Origin of the sequence: Eubacterium uniforme (assembly GCF_900167115.1) — a bacterium.
GTDB classification, from domain to species: domain Bacteria; phylum Bacillota; class Clostridia; order Lachnospirales; family Lachnospiraceae; genus Eubacterium_S; species Eubacterium_S uniforme.
The window spans coordinates 119,602-137,833 of the sequence record NZ_FUXZ01000005.1; the positions used below are offsets into that span (position 1 = coordinate 119,602).

Consider the following 18,232-nt stretch of genomic DNA (forward strand, 5'->3'; position numbering starts at 1 on the left):
CAATATAAAAGAAAGGAATTATACAAGTTGTGTAGGGTGACTTGTATAGCTGGTAAAAATCATGAAGTATACAAGAGATGACATTATACAAATGGTTGAAGAAGAAGATGTGGAGTTTATTAGACTCCAGTTTACAGATCTGTTTGGAACAATTAAGAATGTTGCCATTACTGCAAGCCAGTTAGAAAAGGCCTTGGATAACAAGTGTAAATTCGATGTTTCATCAATTGAAGGATTTGTAAAAATCGAAGGTGGGGACATGTATTTACATCCACAACTTGATACATTTACAATATTTCCATGGAGACCACAGCAGGGTAAGGTTGCAAGACTTATTTGCGACATTTATAATGCGGATGGAACTCCATTTGAAGGAAGTAGTAGATATATATTAGAAAAAGCTGTTAAGAAAGCAGCAGACATGGGTTATACACTTGAGGCAGGCCCTGAGTGTGAGTTCTTTTTATTTAACACAGATGATGAAGGTAACCCAACAACATCATCACCTGAAAGAGCTGGTTACTTTGATGTAGGACCAGTTGACCTTGGAGAAAATGCAAGAAGAGATATGGTACTTTGTCTTGAGGATATGGGATTTGAAATAGAGTCCTCACATCATGAAGTATCACCTGCTCAGCATGAGATAGATTTTAAATCAGACGAAGCTATGAAGACAGCTGATAATATTGTTACTTTTAAGTTCGCTGTTAAGTCTATTGCCAAAAGACATGGACTTCATGCTTCATTTATGCCAAAACCTAAGATGGGCGTTGATGGTTCAGGAATGCATCTTAATATGATATTAAAAAAAGATGGAAAAGATGTATTTGCTGATGAAAATGATAAGTACGGATTAAGCAAGCTTGGATATAATTTCATCGCAGGCTTACTTAGCCATATTAAAGCAATTAGTGCGATTTCAAATCCACTTGTTAATTCATATAAGAGACTTATTCCTGGTTACGAAGCACCTATTATATTAGGTTGGACAACAGAGAATAAGAGTCCTATTATAAGAGTTGTTTCAGGAAGGGATGAAGACTTAGCAATTGAACTTAGAAATCCTGATCCGGCAGCTAATCCTTACTTGCTACTTGCTACTTGTCTTTATGCTGGACTTGAAGGCATTGAAAAGGATTTGATGCCAACAGATCCAATTCTTGAAAGTGTAAGTGAGTATTCTGTAGTGGAAGCTGAAAAGTTAGGATTTGATCATCTTCCAACAAACTTAATGCATGCCATTAAGGAGTTGAAGCAGGATGAACTTATGAAGGAAGTTTTAGGTGAACATATTTATAAGAATTACATCAGAGCTAAGGAAGAAGAATGGAGACAGTTCTCAGCGGTTGTAACAAATTGGGAAATTGAACATTATCTCTACAAGATTTAACGTGACTGTGATAAATCCCGTCACAGGAGGTGATCGTTATTGGCAGGGATAATTGTTGCGTTTTCTAAACCAGAAGAGGGCCGAACCATAAAGAACCTGCTTGTTAGAAACGGTTACACTGTCGCGGCAGTTTGTACATCCGGTGCGCAGGTTATAAATATGGCGGATTCGCTTAGAAATGGTGTTGTAGTATGTGGTTATAAATTAGCGGATATGATTTGTACAGAGGTCTGGGAGCATGTTCATGAAGATTTTGAAATGGTTCTTTTAACGAATCCTGGAAATATGTATGAGTTTGATAAGATGGGAATTGCAACTCTTTCGATGCCACTTAAGGTAAAGGACTTAGTAAATACAGTTGAAATGTCCTATTCCATATCTGAAAGAAGATGGAAAAAGAAGAAATTAAGACCAAAACCACGTAGTGAAGAAGATAAGAAGATAATCGAAGAAGCTAAAAGTGCTTTAATTGAAATCAATAATATGACGGAGAATGAGGCACATAGATATATACAGAAAAAGAGTATGAACACAGGTAGTTCATTTGCTGAGACAGCAAAATTAATACTTGAAAGTTTATACAGAGAGTAGTTATAATATATGGATAGTTAGTTTGTGCTAACTTTACGTGTAAAATAATTATAAAATTTAGTTATAAAAGTAATTGTTTTTATTGTGGAAAGTATGTATACTTATTCATGGTAAAGAGAACAATATGTTATGGAGGAAAAACATGTTTAAAGTAAATGAGAATTATTTAAAACTTCCAGGTAGTTACTTATTTTCAACTATTGGAAAGAAAGTTAGAGCATATAAGGAGGCTAATCCAGATAAGGATGTAATTAGTCTTGGTATTGGTGACGTTACACTTCCTTTAGCACCAAGTGTAATTAAGGCTTTACATGGTGCTGTTGATGAAATGGGTGATGCAGCTACATTTAAGGGTTATGCACCTGATCTTGGTTATGAATTTTTAAGAAGTGCAATTAAGAATTATGATTATAAGAAGCTTGGCGTTGACATTGACATTGATGAAATCTTTGTTAGTGATGGTGCTAAGAGTGATTCTGGTAACATCGGTGATATCTTCTCAAAGGATAATGTAATCGCTGTATGTGATCCTGTTTACCCAGTGTATGTTGATACTAACGTTATGGCAGGTAGAACTGGTGAATATAATCCAGAGACAGAAAGATTTGCTGGAGTAATTTATATGCCTTGTCTTGAAGAGAATAATTTTGCACCACAGCTTCCAACAGAAACACCAGATATTATTTATCTTTGTTTCCCTAACAATCCAACAGGTTCAACAATTACAAAGGATGAACTTCAGAAATGGGTTGATTATGCTAATGAAAAGAAAGCTGTTATTATTTATGATGCAGCTTATGAAGCATATATTACTGAAAGCAATGTACCACACAGCATTTATGAATGTGATGGCGCTAAAACATGTGCTATCGAACTTAGAAGTTTTTCAAAGAATGCTGGTTTTACAGGAACAAGACTTGGTTTCACAGTAATTCCTAAGGAGCTTAAATGTGGAGATGTATCAGTTAATAGTCTTTGGGCTAGAAGACATGGTACTAAGTTTAATGGTGCACCTTACATCATTCAGAGAGCTGGTGAAGCTGTATATTCTGAAGAAGGCCAGAAGCAGACAAAAGAAATGGTTGCTTATTACATGAATAATGCTAAGACAATTTCTGAAGGATTAAAGGCAGCTGGTTTCTCAGTATCAGGTGGTGTTAATGCTCCATATATCTGGCTTAAGACAACAGATGGTATGACAAGTTGGGAATTCTTTGATTACTTACTTGAAAATGCTAATATTGTTGGTACTCCAGGTTCAGGATTCGGTCCAAGTGGTGAAGGTTACTTCAGACTGACAGCATTTGGTACATATGAGAATACACTTAAGGCTATTGATAGAATTAAGGGTTTATAAGATAATTATAAAATTATGATATTAAATAAAAGCAGTATGATTTTTTTGTACTGCTTTTGTTTTTTGAGTGATATGATAAACTGCGTTTGTGGTAATAATGGTTGTTTATTATATATATTCTTACTTTTAATAAAATTATCCTGAAAAGTAAGAATAAATGTGTTGTTAAAGGTGAGTTGAGGTAGGTGTTGTTCATACTTTTGGATGAAAAAAGATAAAAAGTAAGAAAAAGCAACTTGTTAAAGATGGGTGGAGGTTGATATTATTCTTACTTTTGGACGAAAAAATGTGAAAAGTAAGAAAAAGTAACTTACTAAAGAATAGTGGAGGCTGATGTTATTCTTACTTCTGGTTGAAAAAGAATGAAAAGTAAGAATAAGCAACTTGTTAAATATAATGAGTAAGAAAGAAACAAATAAATTTTTGAATAATAAAATAGAAAAAGCGCTATGGATAATAATTCTTGGTGTTGCGGTAGCTTTATTTTTATTCCTTAAATTCTCAGCAAATGACGGAGAACAAGTTATTGTAAAAGTCGACAAGAAGGAAATAGCAAGATACGATCTAAATACAGATAGAGAAGTTATAATAGATGGTAAAGATGGTGGAAAAAATACTCTTGTCATAAAGGATGGCAAGGCTTATATAAAGGATGCTACATGCCCTGATAAATTATGCGAACATCAGGGTAAGATTCATATGGTTGGTCAGAGTCTTATTTGTCTTCCTAACAGAGTGGTTATTGAGATAGTTGATGACGATAAAGATGAGGAGTTTGACGGAATATCAAAGTAAGACATATATGAAAGTTAGTCATTTGAAAATATTATAGATAATACGAGGAAAATATATGAGTACTAGAAAAATATCAATATATGGTCTGCTTATTGCACTAGCAATGGTTCTTTCATGGATTGAAAGCAGATTTGGTTTTACAATGATGGTTCCAGGTATGAAACTTGGATTAACTAATCTTGTTGTATTATTAGCCTTATATAAAATTGGATATAAAGATGCAATCATAATTAACTTCATTAGAATCCTGCTTGTATCAATGACTTTTGGAAATATGTTTTCATTTTTCTATAGTCTTGCAGGTGGACTTCTTAGTGGAATAGTAATGATAATTCTTAAAAAGACTGATAAGGTTAATCTTGTTACTGTAAGTGTTATGGGTGGAATCTTTCATAATGTCGGGCAGATTATAGTAGCTATGGTTGTAATGAATACAGTTCACATCGCATACTATCTTGCAGTACTTTGGGTAAGTGGAATTGTTGCTGGTGTAATAATAGGAATCTTATCAGCACAGATAGTTAGACGAATTCCTGAGTTGAACATTTAAGCTTATATTCCTATATGATTAATTATTTGTATTGTTTTGGTATATTATTTTTCGGGAGTAGAAAAATTAGTTGATGAAAAATCAATGTATTTTTCTACTTCTTCTATTGCGTAAAAATATAAGTACTATTCGGTACGATTTATACAGCGAGGAGATACAGAGATGTATTTAGATGGGATAGTCTTTTTTTTAGTAAAAGTAGTAGAATTAATATTTGGAATAAATGTGCTTAGGAATAGCGAAAAACGATATAATTATGTAGCTATATATTATGGTTCTATAAGTGGTTTAATGGTTGGATATTTGTTCCGCAAAGGAATCGTTTTATGTTTAATCGTTAGTTTTATTGTGACTTTGGGATTATTATCTATAAGAAAAGTTGTTGATAATGGAGAGGATATCATTGTTTTGATGATATTGGTATTTAGTTATTCATATATAATTGCTAAATTTACATTGAAATTATTAAAAGTTGATCTTTATGAAATCTTAGATACATATCCAAGCCTAGTTGGAGATTATTTAAATTATGATTATACTTTATTGATAGCTGTTGTGATATCATTATTCGTTGGTGCAATAATGTTTGTATTAAAAGGAAAAATAATAAAAACAATATGTTATAGATGCTTGGCATTTATGATGATACTTGGATCATTTGCAGCAAATACTAGTGGCGATTTACAAATTACAGGAGAATGGCAGGATTTCTTTTTACCATGGTTAAACATTGAATATGGAAAGAATCAAATGATTTATACACATGTGATTGTTATAATTACGGTTGCTTTAATAATATATGATTTGTATTTTGCTAAGGATAATCAAATATATGTTTTAGATGGGAGAGGAAATAAACGTAATGAAGAAGGAAAAATTATATAATGTAGGTTGGTTTCCAATTTGGATGCTTATGTATATGCCAACGTTTTGGTTTATTACATTACCTATTAATTTTGTGATCGATTCTATAGTTTTATTAATTGCATTTGCTGTGTTAAAAGTTGAGAATCGAAAAGATAAGTATTGGAAAAGTATATTTCAAGTTTGGAAATATGGGTTCGTAGCAGATTTTATAGGAGCTGTTGTTATGACGATAGTTACGTTTGGAGTGTATGATGGTAAAAAATCAGAAGTAGGATTATCGCTAATGATGGATCCGCGGGGAAATACAATTGCATTGCTATGGACAATATTATCGATTATTATTTCCAGTATTTTTATTTATATATTTGATAGCAAGAGAGCATTTACCAATACTGATTTATCAGAGAAACGTAAGAAACAAATTTCTTTGATAATGGCAATATTTACAGCACCATATACAATGCTATCACCTACAGGTTTTATTTATGGTATTATTTACTTTTTTATGTATGGTCCAGCAATTTTTTATTGATAGATAAATAGAAATTTCAGATGGAAGAAGTAAGATACTTAATGAAGAATGAAAGACTCAATATGTAATGATAATTCCTACTTGTTTATTTATTAGTCATTAATTTTTCTGATTGACAGATATAAAAATATCGAATATAATGAAAATCTAGTTTTATATGTAGAAATGCTATGAAGGAGACTGATGATTCTTATTGATTCTTTTAGAGAGACGTGGTCACCGGCTGAAAGCCATGTTAAGATGTAGAAGATTTGGAACACTCTGGAGCAGTCATATTGAAATAGTAGTAGGTATGAACGTGATACGCGTTAAGTATAATGAGGAATATGCAAAGCATATTTGAATGTGGGTGGTACCACGGATAATTAGTTTATTCGTCCCGGGATAGTAATCTATCTCGGGACTTTTTTATATGTACACGTTCGCATAAGGAATATATCAACTGCGTTGATTGCGGACGGCACATCGTGTAGTAAACTACACGATAATAAGATAATTAAATGGAGGAATGTGAAATGTATCGTGATTTAACACTCGATAAGCTTACAGAGGGCGACATTGGAAAAGAAATTCAGATTGCAGGATGGGTTGAAAACATCCGTGATCATGGTGGAGTATCATTTATCGACCTTAGAGATATGTATGGAGTAGTACAGGTTGTACTTAGAGACACAACTCTTTTAGAAGGTATTACAAAGGAAGAATGTATAAGCATTAGTGGTAAGGTTGAGCAGAGAGATGAAGAAACATATAACCCTAAGATTCCATCAGGAACTATTGAGGTGGAAGCTCACGAAGTAAATGTACTTGGTAAGATGTACAGAACACTTCCATTTGAAATACAGACATCAAAAGAAACAAGAGAAGATGTAAGACTTAAATATAGATACTTAGATCTTAGAAATAAAAAAGTAAAGGATAACATGATTTTCAGAAGTAATGTTATCAAGTTTTTAAGAGAAAAGATGGAAGAGATGGGATTCATGGAAATCCAGACTCCTATCCTTTGTGCATCATCACCTGAAGGTGCTAGAGACTATATTGTTCCATCAAGAAGATATAAGGGACAGTTCTATGCACTTCCACAGGCACCACAGCAGTATAAGCAGTTATTAATGGTATCTGGTTTTGATAAGTATTTTCAGATTGCACCTTGTTTTAGAGATGAAGATGCTAGAGCAGACAGATCACCTGGAGAATTCTATCAGCTTGACTTTGAAATGAGTTTCGCTACTCAGGAAGATGTATTTGCTGTAGGTGAAGAAGTTTTAAGCGCAACATTTGAAAAGTTCGCACCAGAAGGAAGTGTTGTTACACAGGCTCCATATCCAATCATAAGCTATGCTCAGGCTATGCTTGAATTTGGTACAGATAAGCCAGATCTTCGTAACCCACTTAGAATTATTGATGTTACAGAATTCTTCCAGAGATGTACATTTAAGCCATTCCATGGTAAGACAGTAAGAGCTATTAAGGTCCATGCAGACATGTCTAAGGGCTTCCATGAAAAACTTCTTAAGTTCGCACAGGGTATCGGTATGGGCGGACTTGGATACTTAGAGGTTCTTGAAGATAAGTCATATAAGGGACCAATTGATAAATTTATTCCAGATGATATGAAGGAAGAATTCAGAACACTTGGTGGTCTAGAAATTGGAGATACAATTTTCCTTATTGCTGATAAGGAAAAGAAAGCTAATCTTTATGCTGGTCAGATTCGTACAGAACTTGGCGAAAAACTTGACTTAATTGAGAAGAATGCATATAGATTCTGCTATATTAATGATTTCCCAATGTATGAATATAATGAAGAAGATAAGAAGATTGACTTTACACATAATCCATTCTCAATGCCACAGGGTGGTTTAGAGGCACTTAATACAATGGACCCACTTGATATTTTAGCTTATCAGTATGACATTGTATGTAACGGTGTTGAACTTTCATCAGGTGCTGTTCGTAACCACGACATGGAAATTATGGTTAAGGCATTTGAGATTGCTGGATATGATGAAGAAACACTTAAGACAAAGTTTGGAGCATTATATAATGCATTCCAGTTTGGTGCACCACCACATGCAGGTATGGCACCAGGTGTTGACCGTATGATTATGCTTCTTAAGAATGAAGAAAACATTCGTGAAGTGATTCCATTCCCTATGAGTGGAACAGCTCAGGATCTTATGTGTGGTGCTCCTGGTTTCGTAACAGAGCATCAGCTTAGAGAAGTTCATATCAAGGTAAGAGAGTAGAAGAGTTTTCATCAAGAAAACTCTGGAACGAACCTTAACCCACAATTAATGGAGGTGTTTTATGGCAAATATTATTTCAGATGAAACAATTGATTATGTTGGAATACTTGCTAAACTTGAACTTTCTGATGAAGAGAAAGAACAGGCAAAGTCTGATATGGGACGTATGCTTGATTATATTGATAAATTAGGAGAACTTGATACTGATGGTATCGAACCTATGAGTCATGTTTTCCCAGTGAATAACGTGTTTAGAGAAGATGTTGTTACTAATGGAGATGATAGTGCTAATACTTTAGCAAATGCTCCAGAAGAAAAGAACGGTTCATTTGTTGTTCCGAAAACAGTGTAAGAGTTTTTATAACTACTCCTGATTTTATCAGGAGAGCCTTCCGCGGCTTTGAGCGGAGTCAGAGATTCACTGAAAGTGAATCTACATTATCAGGAAAACTCTGGAACGAACTGGCATAAGCTTACGAAGTAAGGTTGTGTTCTGCAAAGCAGAATTAAGGTTTGTTTACAGGACAAACCTTAACCCGATAGTAAAGATATAACAATGTCTGAAATTTATTGGAGGTAATATGAGTATTCTTTCACTTACTGCTACAGAGTTGGCAGAGAAAATCAAAAATAAAGAAGTGACAGTTTTAGAAGCTACTGAAGCTGTGCTTAAACAGATAGAAGAAAAAGAAGATACATATAATTGTTATGTAACAGTTGATAAGGAAGGTGCACTTAAGAGAGCAGAAGAAGTTCAGAAAAAGATTGATGAGGGTACTCTTAGTGGTCCACTTGCTGGTGTACCTGTTGCAATTAAGGATAACATGTGTACAAAAGGCTTACTTACAACTTGTTCTTCAAAGATACTTGGTAATTTTATTCCTACTTTTTCATCACAGGCTGTTATTAACCTTGAAGAAGCAGGTGCTGTAATTATTGGTAAAACAAACATGGATGAATTCGCCATGGGTTCAACATCAGAAACATCAGCTTATGGCATTACAAAGAATCCGTGGAATGTAGAGAATGTTCCTGGTGGCTCATCAGGTGGTTCAGCTGCAGCTGTTGCAGCAGGCGAATGTTTCTATGCACTTGGTTCAGATACAGGTGGATCAATTCGTCAGCCAGCAGGTTACTGTGGTGTTGTAGGTCTTAAGCCTACATATGGTGCAGTTTCACGTTACGGTCTTATTGCTTATGGTTCTTCACTTGATCAGATTGGACCTTTATGTAAGAGTGTTAAGGACTGTGCTGTAATTACAGATATTATTTCAAGTAAGGATACAAAGGATTCAACATCAGTTGGTCTTGATTATAAACTTGTTGATAGTTTAGTAGATGATGTTAAGGGTTTAAAGATTGGTATTCCTAAGGATTACTTAGGTGAAGGTCTTGATAGCGAAGTTAAGGATGCAATCCTTAAAGCAGCTGATGTATTAAAAGAAAAAGGCGCAATTGTTGAAGAATTTGATTTAAGTTTAGTTGATTATGCAATTCCTGCATATTACACAATTGCAGCAGCAGAAGCTAGCTCAAACCTTGAAAGATTTGATGGTATTAAATATGGATATAGAACTGCTGAATTTACTGATTTACATAACATGTATAAAAAGACAAGATCAGAAGGATTCGGCGCTGAAGTAAAACGTAGAATTATGCTTGGTTCATTCGTTTTAAGTTCAGGTTATTATGATGCATATTATTTAAAAGCTTTAAAAGTTAAGGCTTTAATTAAGCAAGAATTTGATAAGGCCTTCTCAAAATATGATGTTATTTTAGGACCAGTTGCTCCAACAACAGCTCCTAAGATTGGAAGTAGTTTATCAGATCCTATCAAGATGTATCTTGGTGATATATATACAATTTCAGTTAACTTATGTGGTTTGCCTGGTTTATGTTTACCTTGTGGTAAGGATAGTAATGGTCTTCCAATTGGCCTTCAGCTTATTGGTGACTGCTTTAAGGAAGATGTTCTTATTAGAACAGCCTACACTTATGAACAGGCAAGAGGTGAATTTTTAACACCGGATCAAAAAGCATTTGCTGGTAAGGAGGATTAAGATATGGCAAAAGAATACGAAACAGTCATAGGTCTTGAAGTTCATGTTGAACTTGCTACTAAGACAAAAATCTTCTGTGGATGCTCAACTGAGTTTGGTGGAGCACCTAACACACATACATGTCCAGTTTGTACTGGTATGCCTGGTTCATTGCCTGTACTTAATAAGCAGGTAGTTGAATATGCCATGGCAGTAGGACTTGCAACTAACTGTACAATTACACAGAATTGTAAATTTGATAGAAAGAATTATTTCTATCCTGATAATCCACAGAATTATCAGATTTCACAGCTTTATCTTCCAATTTGTCGTGATGGTAAGGTTGAGATTGAACTTGAAAATGGTGAAAAGAAATTCGTAAGAATTCATGAAATTCATATGGAAGAGGATGCTGGTAAGCTCGTTCATGATGAATGGGATGATACATCAATGGTTGATTACAACCGTTCAGGTGTTCCTCTTATTGAAATTGTTTCTGAGCCTGATATGAGATCAGCTGAAGAAGTTATTGCTTATCTTGATAAGCTTCGTATGACTATTCAGTATCTTGGGGCTTCTGACTGTAAGCTTAATGAAGGTTCAATGAGAGCCGATGTTAACTTATCTGTAAGAGAAGTAGGGGCAAGTGAATTCGGCACTAGAACAGAAATGAAAAACCTAAACTCATTTAAGGCAATTGCTAGAGCTATTGAAAATGAAAAAAATCGTCAGATTGACTTAATTGAGGAAGGCAAGGAAGTTACTCAGGAAACAAGAAGATGGGATGATAATAATGGTTATTCCTATGCTATGCGTTCAAAGGAAGATGCACAGGATTATAGATACTTCCCAGATCCTGACCTTGTTCCAATTGTTATTAGTGATGAGTGGATTGAAAAGGTTAAGGCTAATCAGCCAGAGCTTCGTGATGAAAAGAAGGCTAGATATATTAGTGAATTTAATCTTCCAGAATATGATGCAAGTATTATTACAGGTTCTAAGAAACTTGCAGACATTTTTGAAGAAACAAATAAAGAATGCAATAATCCTAAGAAGGTTAGTAACTGGTTAATGGTTGAAACTATGAGACTTCTTAAGGAGAATAACATGGACGATACTGATGTTAAGTTCTCACCAAGTAATCTTGCTAAGTTGATTAAACTTACAGATGATGGAAAGATTAACAGTTCAGTAGCGAAGGAAGTGTTTGAGAAAGTATTTGCTGAGGATATTGATCCTGAGAAATACGTAGAAGAAAAGGGACTTGTTATGGACAGCAATGAAGATGACCTTAAGGCTATCGTTGAAAAGGTTATCGCTGAAAATCCACAGTCAGTTGAGGATTACCATAATGGTAAGACTAAGGCAATAGGTTTCTTGGTAGGACAGACTATGAAGGCAACTGGTGGTAAGGCAAATCCAGGTATGATTAACAAATTACTTAAGGAATTATTATAAATAATGACCGGTCTTTAGTAGCTAGTTACTTAGACCGGTTATTATCGATTTAAGAATATGTCAGATAAAAAATTAGAATATAAGAAAAAAACAGAAGCAAATGATGGAATTAATTATATTAAACCATCACTTAATAAAACATATAATGGAAATAATCAAAGTAGTACTACAAATAAGAAAAATGGTTTAAATTATAAGTTTATTTTTTTTATTGCTTGTATTGTTGTGTTTATATCAAGGATATCTTCCTGCGTTGATAATGTGATTGTTGCAAAGAGTGAAAGAGATTTATTTGCCATGGATACCTATATGAAGTTTACAGTTTATGGAACAGACAGGGAGAAGGCTCTTAATGAAATTTGCGATAGGGTTAAAGAACTTGATAATAAATTTAGTATTGTTAGGAATGGTGCTATTAAAGATTTAAATGAAAAGCATAAGATAAGTGATGAGGAAGCAGTTAATTTGATTAAGGAAGCATGCAATGTTTCGAAGGATACTAATGGTGCATTTGATATAACTGTTTATCCACTTATGAAAGAATGGGGCTTTATAACTAAAGAGTTTACGGTTGTTTCTGATGAGCGATTAAATGAAATCTTAGCAAATGTTAACTATGAAAAGATAGATATTTCAGATGAAATTAAGACACCTTCTGATGTTGAAGTAGATTTAGGAGGTATCGTAAAGGGATATACAGGCGATGTCATTGCAGATGTTTTAAAGAAATATAGAGTAAAATGTGCAATAGTTTCACTTGGTGGAAATGTTGAAATATATAGTAAGAAACCTGATGGAAAACCTTGGAAAGTCGCTATAGAAAATCCCGATAAAGATGAAAATCCTGATGTAAAACCTGCTGCATATTTAGAAATAAATGATGCAAGAGATGGAAAAGCCATAGTTACATCTGGTGATTATGAGAGATTTTTTAAAGCAGATGGTGTTAGGTATCATCATATCATTGATCCTAAAACAGGAAAACCAGCAAATAACGGCATTAGAAGTGTAACAATTGTATCGGATGATGGTACAATGGCTGATGCACTTTCAACAGCACTATTTGTTATGGGCAAGGATAAGGCAACTTCTTATTGGAAGGCTCATAAAGATGAATTTGATTTTATTATGATTATGGATGATAAGAAGGTATATGCTAGTGAAGGCGTTAAGGATGAATTAAGCACAGAATTAGAAGTTGAATTTGTGAAATAGTGTTCACTGAATTTTAACAATTATGTATTAAACTTGCAATGATACTTCATATAAGATATAATTATTGTTTGTTTGAGTAATAAATTATGTATTATTGTCTAGGAGGAAAAAATGTACGATAAATATGTAAGTCCATTATCAGAGAGATATGCAAGCAAGGAAATGCAGTATATATTCTCACCTGATATGAAATTTAAAACATGGAGAAAACTTTGGATTGCTCTTGCACAGGCTGAGATGGAACTTGGTCTTAATATTACAAAAGAGCAGATTGAAGAATTAGAAGCACATAAAGATGACATCAACTATGATGTTGCTAAAGAAGAAGAAAAGCGTAGAAGACATGATGTTATGAGTCATGTATATGCTTATGGTGTACAGTGCCCTAAGGCAAAAGGTATTATCCATCTTGGAGCAACTTCATGTTACGTTGGTGATAATACAGATATTATTATTATGACAGAAGGTCTTAAGTTAGTTAAGAGAAAGCTTGTTAATGTTATTGCTCAGTTATCAGAATTTGCTGAGAAATATAAGGATCAGCCTACTCTTGCATTTACTCATTTCCAACCAGCTCAGCCTACAACAGTAGGTAAGAGAGCAACTCTTTGGATTAATGAGTTTATGCTTGATTTAGAAGATTTAGACTTCTGTATTGAAAACATGAAATTACTTGGTTCAAAGGGAACAACAGGTACACAGGCTAGTTTCCTTGAATTATTTGAAGGTGATCATGAAAAAGTAAAAGAACTTGATAAGAAGATTGCTGAAAAGATGGGCTATAAGGCAGTTCATCCAGTATCAGGTCAGACTTATTCAAGAAAAGTTGATACAAGAGTACTTAATGTACTTGCAGGTATTGCAGCAAGTGCTCATAAATTCTCTAATGATATTAGATTATTACAGCACTTAAAGGAAATTGAAGAACCATTTGAAAAGACTCAGATTGGTTCATCAGCTATGGCTTATAAGAGAAATCCTATGAGATCAGAGCGTATCGCATCACTTGCAAATTATGTTATTACAGCAGCTATTAATCCTGCTATTACATCATCAACACAGTGGTTTGAAAGAACACTTGATGATTCAGCTAACAAGAGAATCGCAGTTGCTGAAGGTTTCCTCGCAACAGATGGTATCTTAGATTTATGTCTTAATGTATCAGATGGTCTTAAGGTTTATGATAAGGTTATCATTAAGAGACTTATGAGTGAACTTCCATTTATGGCTACAGAGAACATCATGATGGATGCAGTTAAGGCAGGCGGTGATAGACAGGAACTCCATGAAATAATCAGAACACTTTCTATGGAAGCTGGAGCTAACGTTAAAGAGAAAGGTTTAGATAATAATCTTCTTGATTTAATTGCAGCAAATGATGCATTCAACCTATCAAGAGAAGAACTTGAAAAGACTATGGATCCTGCTAAGTATGTTGGTAGAGCTCCACAGCAGGTTGTTGAATATATTAATGATTATGTTAAGCCAGTACTTGAGGCTAATAAGGATTGCCTTGGTATTACAGCTACAATTAATGTATAAAAATTTATAATGAGAGGTAAAAACAATGAATTTTAAGAAAATTGCCACATTAAGTTTATGTGTATGTATGTCATTATCATTAGCTTCATGTGGAAGTAAGTCAGATAATAAGAAAGACACAAAAAAGAAAGTGACTAAAGGCGAAATTGTACTCGCTGATTACAATTCTGTAAAAGCTTACAGTAAGGAAGCGGAAGTAACAGATGACACAGTTCAGACTACAATTGATAAACTTCTTGATAATTATTCAACTACAAAGGATGTAACAGAAGGTAAAGTTAAAAGAGGCGATAAGATCAGTATTGACTACATTGGTAAAATTGATGGTGTAGCATTTGATGGTGGTACAGCACAGGATCAGGAGATTACTCTTGGTTACAGCGGATACATTGATGGATTCGATGATGGTCTTGAAGGTAAGAAGATTGGTGAAACAGTTGATCTTAACTTACAGTTCCCAGATGATTATCAGAAGGAAGAACTTAAGGGTAAAAAGTGTGTATTTACTGTAACAATTAAAAAGAAGATTGATAAAGAAGTTCCAAAACTTGATGACAAGTTTGTACAGGATAAATTCAAAAAATATTATGGTGTATCAACAGTTAAGGAACTTAAGGAATTCATGAAGAATAAGCTTAGAACTACACAGATTTCTAACGCAATTTGGAAGGATTATGTAGATAAGTGTGAAGCAAAATCTTATGATTCAAAAGAAATGGACAAGACTGTTAAAGAAATGCAGACATATTATGAAAGTGTTTATCAGTCACAGTATCAGGTTGACCTTGATACATATTTAAAGGCTATGAACTTAGAAAAGAAGGCATGGATTAACAACCTTAAGGATGAAGCTAAGAAAGAACTTAAGGAAAACATGATTGTAGAAGAAATCGCTAAGAAAGAAAAGCTTATGAACGATGATATCTATAAAAAAGTTGGTTTAATGTATTGCCAGAGCTATCAGGTTGAATCAGTTGAAGATTTGATTTCAAAATTTGGTAAAGAGAAAGTTGACTATGTTATTAAGTACACTGTTGTTACAGAATGGCTTGCAAATAAGGTCGAAATCGTAAAGGGTGAAAGACCAACAGAAGCACCAAGTGAAACAGGTTCAAACAAGTCTACAGAAGCTACTACAGAGGCTAAGAAGAGCAAAAAGTCAAAGAAGAAAGACGCTACTGAAGAAGTTACAGAAGCAATTACTGAAAAGAAGAGTGAAAAGGAAACAGAGTCAGAAACAGAAAAATCAGCTGAAAAAGATTCTGAATCTGAAACTGAATCAAAGTAATTGATAAAATATCTTAATAAATGAATATAATAAAGATGTTGCGTAGGATTTTTTAAAAATATACATGACATCTTTATTTTTATGCATTTTTGGGAAACGAAATTATTTGCTGAATATGTGAATATTCTGTGTTTTTTCTTGAGAAATTTAATAAATTATTGTAAGATATAGTATCAGACTTTTTATGTAAAAAGTTTAGAAATATTGGAAAAAGGAATTATTAAAAGAGGCGTAAATTAATGGATAACAATAATAATAACAATAATAAAGATAAGAAGCCTAATGAGAGTAAAAAGAATAATTTGGCCATATGGTTTATAGCCATTGCAATTACATTAGTGGTTGTTACAGTTATTTCAAATATGGCAAACAGTGCTACAACGAAGGAAATTTCTTATAATGAATTTATTAAGATGCTTGATGATAACAAGGTCAAGAAAGTTGAATTTTCATCAACTGGAAAAATCATTATCTATCCAACAGAATCATCTGATTCTATGATTAAGTTCACATATTGGACTGCGGATATTAATGATCCTGATTTGATAAAGGAATTAAAGAAGGATTATAAGGAAGTTGAGTTTAAGGGAGTAGTACAGAATTCAAATAGCCACATGTTACTTATGTTTATGGTTTATGTGGTACCAATTGTACTTTTCTATCTCTTAATATCAAGAGGCGTTAAGAAGATGTCTGAAAATGGTGGCGACATAATGGGTGTTGGCAAGAGTAAGGCAAAAATGTATGACATGCAAAAAGAAACTGGGGTTATGTTTAATGATGTTGCAGGTCAGGATGAAGCTAAGGAATCACTTACAGAAATTGTAGATTTTATACATAACCCTGATAAGTATTCTAAGATTGGTGCTAAGTTACCTAAGGGCGCGTTACTTGTTGGTCCTCCGGGTACAGGTAAAACACTTCTTGCAAAAGCTGTTGCTGGTGAAGCTAATGTACCATTCTTCTCAATATCAGGTTCTGACTTCGTTGAAATGTTTGTTGGTGTAGGTGCAAGTCGAGTTCGTTCACTTTTTGAACAGGCACAAAAACACGCACCATGTATCGTATTCATCGATGAAATTGATGCCATTGGTAAGAGCAGAGATGCAAGATATGGCGGTGGTAACGATGAAAGAGAACAGACATTAAACCAGCTCCTTGCTGAAATGGATGGTTTTGATACATCTAAGGGTGTATTTTTACTTGCTGCTACAAATAGACCAGAAGTACTTGATAAAGCTCTTTTAAGACCAGGTAGATTTGATAGAAGAATCATAGTTGATAAGCCAGACCTTAAGGGTCGTATTGATACATTGAAAGTCCATTCAAAAGATGTCGCAATGGATGAAACTGTTGATCTTGAAGCAATTGCACTTGCAACAAGTGGTGCTGTTGGTTCAGATCTTGCAAATATGATTAACGAAGCTGCTATTATGGCAGTTAAGAATGGTAGAGCAGCAATTTCTCAGGCTGATTTATTTGAATCAGTTGAAGTTGTTATTGCCGGTAAGGAAAAGAAAGACAGAGTTCTTGGAGAACAGGAAAAGAAAACGGTTGCATACCACGAAGTTGGACATGCTCTTGCAACTGCACTTCAAAAAGATGCAGAACCTGTTCAGAAGATTACAATTGTTCCAAGAACAATGGGAAGTTTAGGTTACGTTATGAGTGCACCTGAGGAAGAAAAATTCCTTATGACTCAAAAAGAATTAGAAGCAAGACTTGTAACATTACTTGCAGGTCGTGCTGCTGAAGAAATTGTTTTTGATACAGTTACAACTGGTGCAAGTAACGACATGGAAAAAGCAACAGATATAGCAAGAGCAATGATTACACAGTTTGGTATGTCAAAGAAGTTTGGCCTTGTTAGTCTTGAAACAGTTGAGAGTAAGTATCTTGATGGTGGAGCTTCATTTAATTGTAGTGAAGAAACACAGGCAGAGATTGATAAAGAAATTAGAGAAATACTTAAAGCAGCTTATGAAGAATCAAAGAGACTTCTTATAGAGAACAGAGAAGTGCTTGATGAAATTGCAACATTCCTTTATGAGAAAGAAACAATTACTGGTAAGCAGTTTATGGAAATTTTCCATAGAGTAAGAGGCGATGAAGTTAAGGAGTCAGAGGAAATTAAGAATTCAGAAGATATTAATGATTCTGAAAAGGTTGGAGTAATCGAGACATCTGAAATTGCTGATACATCCGAATCTGTTGAGAAAAGTGAAGTAAGTGTTGGCTCGATAGAACAATCTGAAGTGGCTGAAACTAGTGAACAGTAAGTTGCATTTGCTGTAAGTATAATTTGTTAGGACAGATTATAATATAATAATAAATGTTATGATTACGGGAAATAATT

General features: G+C 34.0%; 15 protein-coding genes and 1 other annotated feature. All 15 genes read left to right on the plus strand.

The window, feature by feature from the left end; genetic code table 11:
* The first annotated feature begins 58 nt into the window (after positions 1 to 58).
* The 15 genes from glnA to ftsH all read left to right on the plus strand — a co-directional run bounded on the left by glnA (position 59) and on the right by ftsH (position 18,155).
* Entirely contained in the window at positions 59 to 1,390 is a 1,332-nt protein-coding gene (gene glnA, locus B5D16_RS04760; RefSeq protein WP_078765831.1) for a type I glutamate--ammonia ligase, read from the plus strand.
* A gap of 39 nt (positions 1,391 to 1,429) precedes the next feature.
* On the plus strand, positions 1,430 to 1,981 hold the full coding sequence (locus B5D16_RS04765; RefSeq protein WP_078765832.1) for an ANTAR domain-containing response regulator: 552 nt from the start codon (positions 1,430 to 1,432) through the stop codon (positions 1,979 to 1,981).
* A 142-nt stretch (positions 1,982 to 2,123) separates the two neighbouring features.
* Positions 2,124 to 3,338, plus strand: coding sequence for an LL-diaminopimelate aminotransferase (locus B5D16_RS04770; protein ID WP_078765833.1), 1,215 nt, complete (start codon positions 2,124 to 2,126; stop codon positions 3,336 to 3,338).
* Positions 3,339 to 3,734: 396 nt separating this feature from the next.
* A complete protein-coding gene (locus B5D16_RS04775) occupies positions 3,735 to 4,133 on the plus strand; it encodes a NusG domain II-containing protein (RefSeq protein WP_078765834.1) in 399 nt (132 codons plus the stop codon).
* A 55-nt stretch (positions 4,134 to 4,188) separates the two neighbouring features.
* Positions 4,189 to 4,683: a Gx transporter family protein gene (locus B5D16_RS04780; protein ID WP_078765835.1), complete on the plus strand. Its 495-nt coding sequence runs from the start codon at positions 4,189 to 4,191 to the stop codon at positions 4,681 to 4,683.
* Positions 4,684 to 4,845: 162 nt separating this feature from the next.
* The gene (locus B5D16_RS04785) at positions 4,846 to 5,568 is read left to right on the plus strand and encodes a hypothetical protein (protein WP_078765836.1); all 723 of its coding nucleotides are present in this window, start codon (positions 4,846 to 4,848) and stop codon (positions 5,566 to 5,568) included.
* The gene (locus B5D16_RS04790; protein ID WP_078765837.1) at positions 5,546 to 6,082 is read left to right on the plus strand and encodes a hypothetical protein; all 537 of its coding nucleotides are present in this window, start codon (positions 5,546 to 5,548) and stop codon (positions 6,080 to 6,082) included. The genes B5D16_RS04785 and B5D16_RS04790 overlap by 23 nt, the downstream gene beginning before the upstream one ends.
* Before the next feature lie 161 nt (positions 6,083 to 6,243).
* Positions 6,244 to 6,467, plus strand: a binding site (T-box leader).
* Between the two features lie 130 nt (positions 6,468 to 6,597).
* Positions 6,598 to 8,334, plus strand: a complete 1,737-nt coding sequence (gene aspS / locus B5D16_RS04795) for an aspartate--tRNA ligase (protein WP_143405038.1) — start codon at positions 6,598 to 6,600, stop codon at positions 8,332 to 8,334.
* Positions 8,335 to 8,395: 61 nt separating this feature from the next.
* Positions 8,396 to 8,686, plus strand: coding sequence for an Asp-tRNA(Asn)/Glu-tRNA(Gln) amidotransferase subunit GatC (gatC, locus tag B5D16_RS04800; RefSeq protein WP_078765839.1), 291 nt, complete (start codon positions 8,396 to 8,398; stop codon positions 8,684 to 8,686).
* A 229-nt stretch (positions 8,687 to 8,915) separates the two neighbouring features.
* A complete protein-coding gene (gatA, locus tag B5D16_RS04805; RefSeq protein WP_078765840.1) occupies positions 8,916 to 10,394 on the plus strand; it encodes an Asp-tRNA(Asn)/Glu-tRNA(Gln) amidotransferase subunit GatA in 1,479 nt (492 codons plus the stop codon).
* 3 nt (positions 10,395 to 10,397) lie between these two features.
* On the plus strand, positions 10,398 to 11,831 hold the full coding sequence (gene gatB / locus B5D16_RS04810) for an Asp-tRNA(Asn)/Glu-tRNA(Gln) amidotransferase subunit GatB (protein WP_078765841.1): 1,434 nt from the start codon (positions 10,398 to 10,400) through the stop codon (positions 11,829 to 11,831).
* A 57-nt stretch (positions 11,832 to 11,888) separates the two neighbouring features.
* Positions 11,889 to 13,046 carry an FAD:protein FMN transferase gene (locus B5D16_RS04815; RefSeq protein ID WP_078765842.1) on the plus strand — a complete coding sequence of 386 codons (1,158 nt, stop codon included), beginning with the start codon at positions 11,889 to 11,891 and terminating at the stop codon, positions 13,044 to 13,046.
* 111 nt (positions 13,047 to 13,157) lie between these two features.
* On the plus strand, positions 13,158 to 14,588 hold the full coding sequence (gene purB / locus B5D16_RS04820; protein ID WP_078765843.1) for an adenylosuccinate lyase: 1,431 nt from the start codon (positions 13,158 to 13,160) through the stop codon (positions 14,586 to 14,588).
* 25 nt (positions 14,589 to 14,613) lie between these two features.
* Positions 14,614 to 15,876, plus strand: a complete 1,263-nt coding sequence (locus tag B5D16_RS04825) for an FKBP-type peptidyl-prolyl cis-trans isomerase (RefSeq protein WP_078765844.1) — start codon at positions 14,614 to 14,616, stop codon at positions 15,874 to 15,876.
* A 239-nt stretch (positions 15,877 to 16,115) separates the two neighbouring features.
* Positions 16,116 to 18,155, plus strand: coding sequence for an ATP-dependent zinc metalloprotease FtsH (gene ftsH, locus B5D16_RS04830; RefSeq protein ID WP_078765845.1), 2,040 nt, complete (start codon positions 16,116 to 16,118; stop codon positions 18,153 to 18,155).
* Positions 18,156 to 18,232: the final 77 nt, after the last annotated feature.

Coding starts and splice junctions, on each gene's coding strand:
- B5D16_RS04770 (WP_078765833.1), top strand. CDS start 2,124: ATGTTTAAAGTAAATGAGAATTATTTAAAACTTCCAGGTAGTTACTTA.
- B5D16_RS04775 (WP_078765834.1), top strand. CDS start 3,735: ATGAGTAAGAAAGAAACAAATAAATTTTTGAATAATAAAATAGAAAAA.
- B5D16_RS04780 (WP_078765835.1), top strand. CDS start 4,189: ATGAGTACTAGAAAAATATCAATATATGGTCTGCTTATTGCACTAGCA.
- B5D16_RS04785 (WP_078765836.1), top strand. CDS start 4,846: ATGTATTTAGATGGGATAGTCTTTTTTTTAGTAAAAGTAGTAGAATTA.
- B5D16_RS04790 (WP_078765837.1), top strand. CDS start 5,546: ATGAAGAAGGAAAAATTATATAATGTAGGTTGGTTTCCAATTTGGATG.
- aspS (WP_143405038.1), top strand. CDS start 6,598: ATGTATCGTGATTTAACACTCGATAAGCTTACAGAGGGCGACATTGGA.
- gatC (WP_078765839.1), top strand. CDS start 8,396: ATGGCAAATATTATTTCAGATGAAACAATTGATTATGTTGGAATACTT.
- gatA (WP_078765840.1), top strand. CDS start 8,916: ATGAGTATTCTTTCACTTACTGCTACAGAGTTGGCAGAGAAAATCAAA.
- gatB (WP_078765841.1), top strand. CDS start 10,398: ATGGCAAAAGAATACGAAACAGTCATAGGTCTTGAAGTTCATGTTGAA.
- B5D16_RS04815 (WP_078765842.1), top strand. CDS start 11,889: ATGTCAGATAAAAAATTAGAATATAAGAAAAAAACAGAAGCAAATGAT.
- purB (WP_078765843.1), top strand. CDS start 13,158: ATGTACGATAAATATGTAAGTCCATTATCAGAGAGATATGCAAGCAAG.
- B5D16_RS04825 (WP_078765844.1), top strand. CDS start 14,614: ATGAATTTTAAGAAAATTGCCACATTAAGTTTATGTGTATGTATGTCA.
- ftsH (WP_078765845.1), top strand. CDS start 16,116: ATGGATAACAATAATAATAACAATAATAAAGATAAGAAGCCTAATGAG.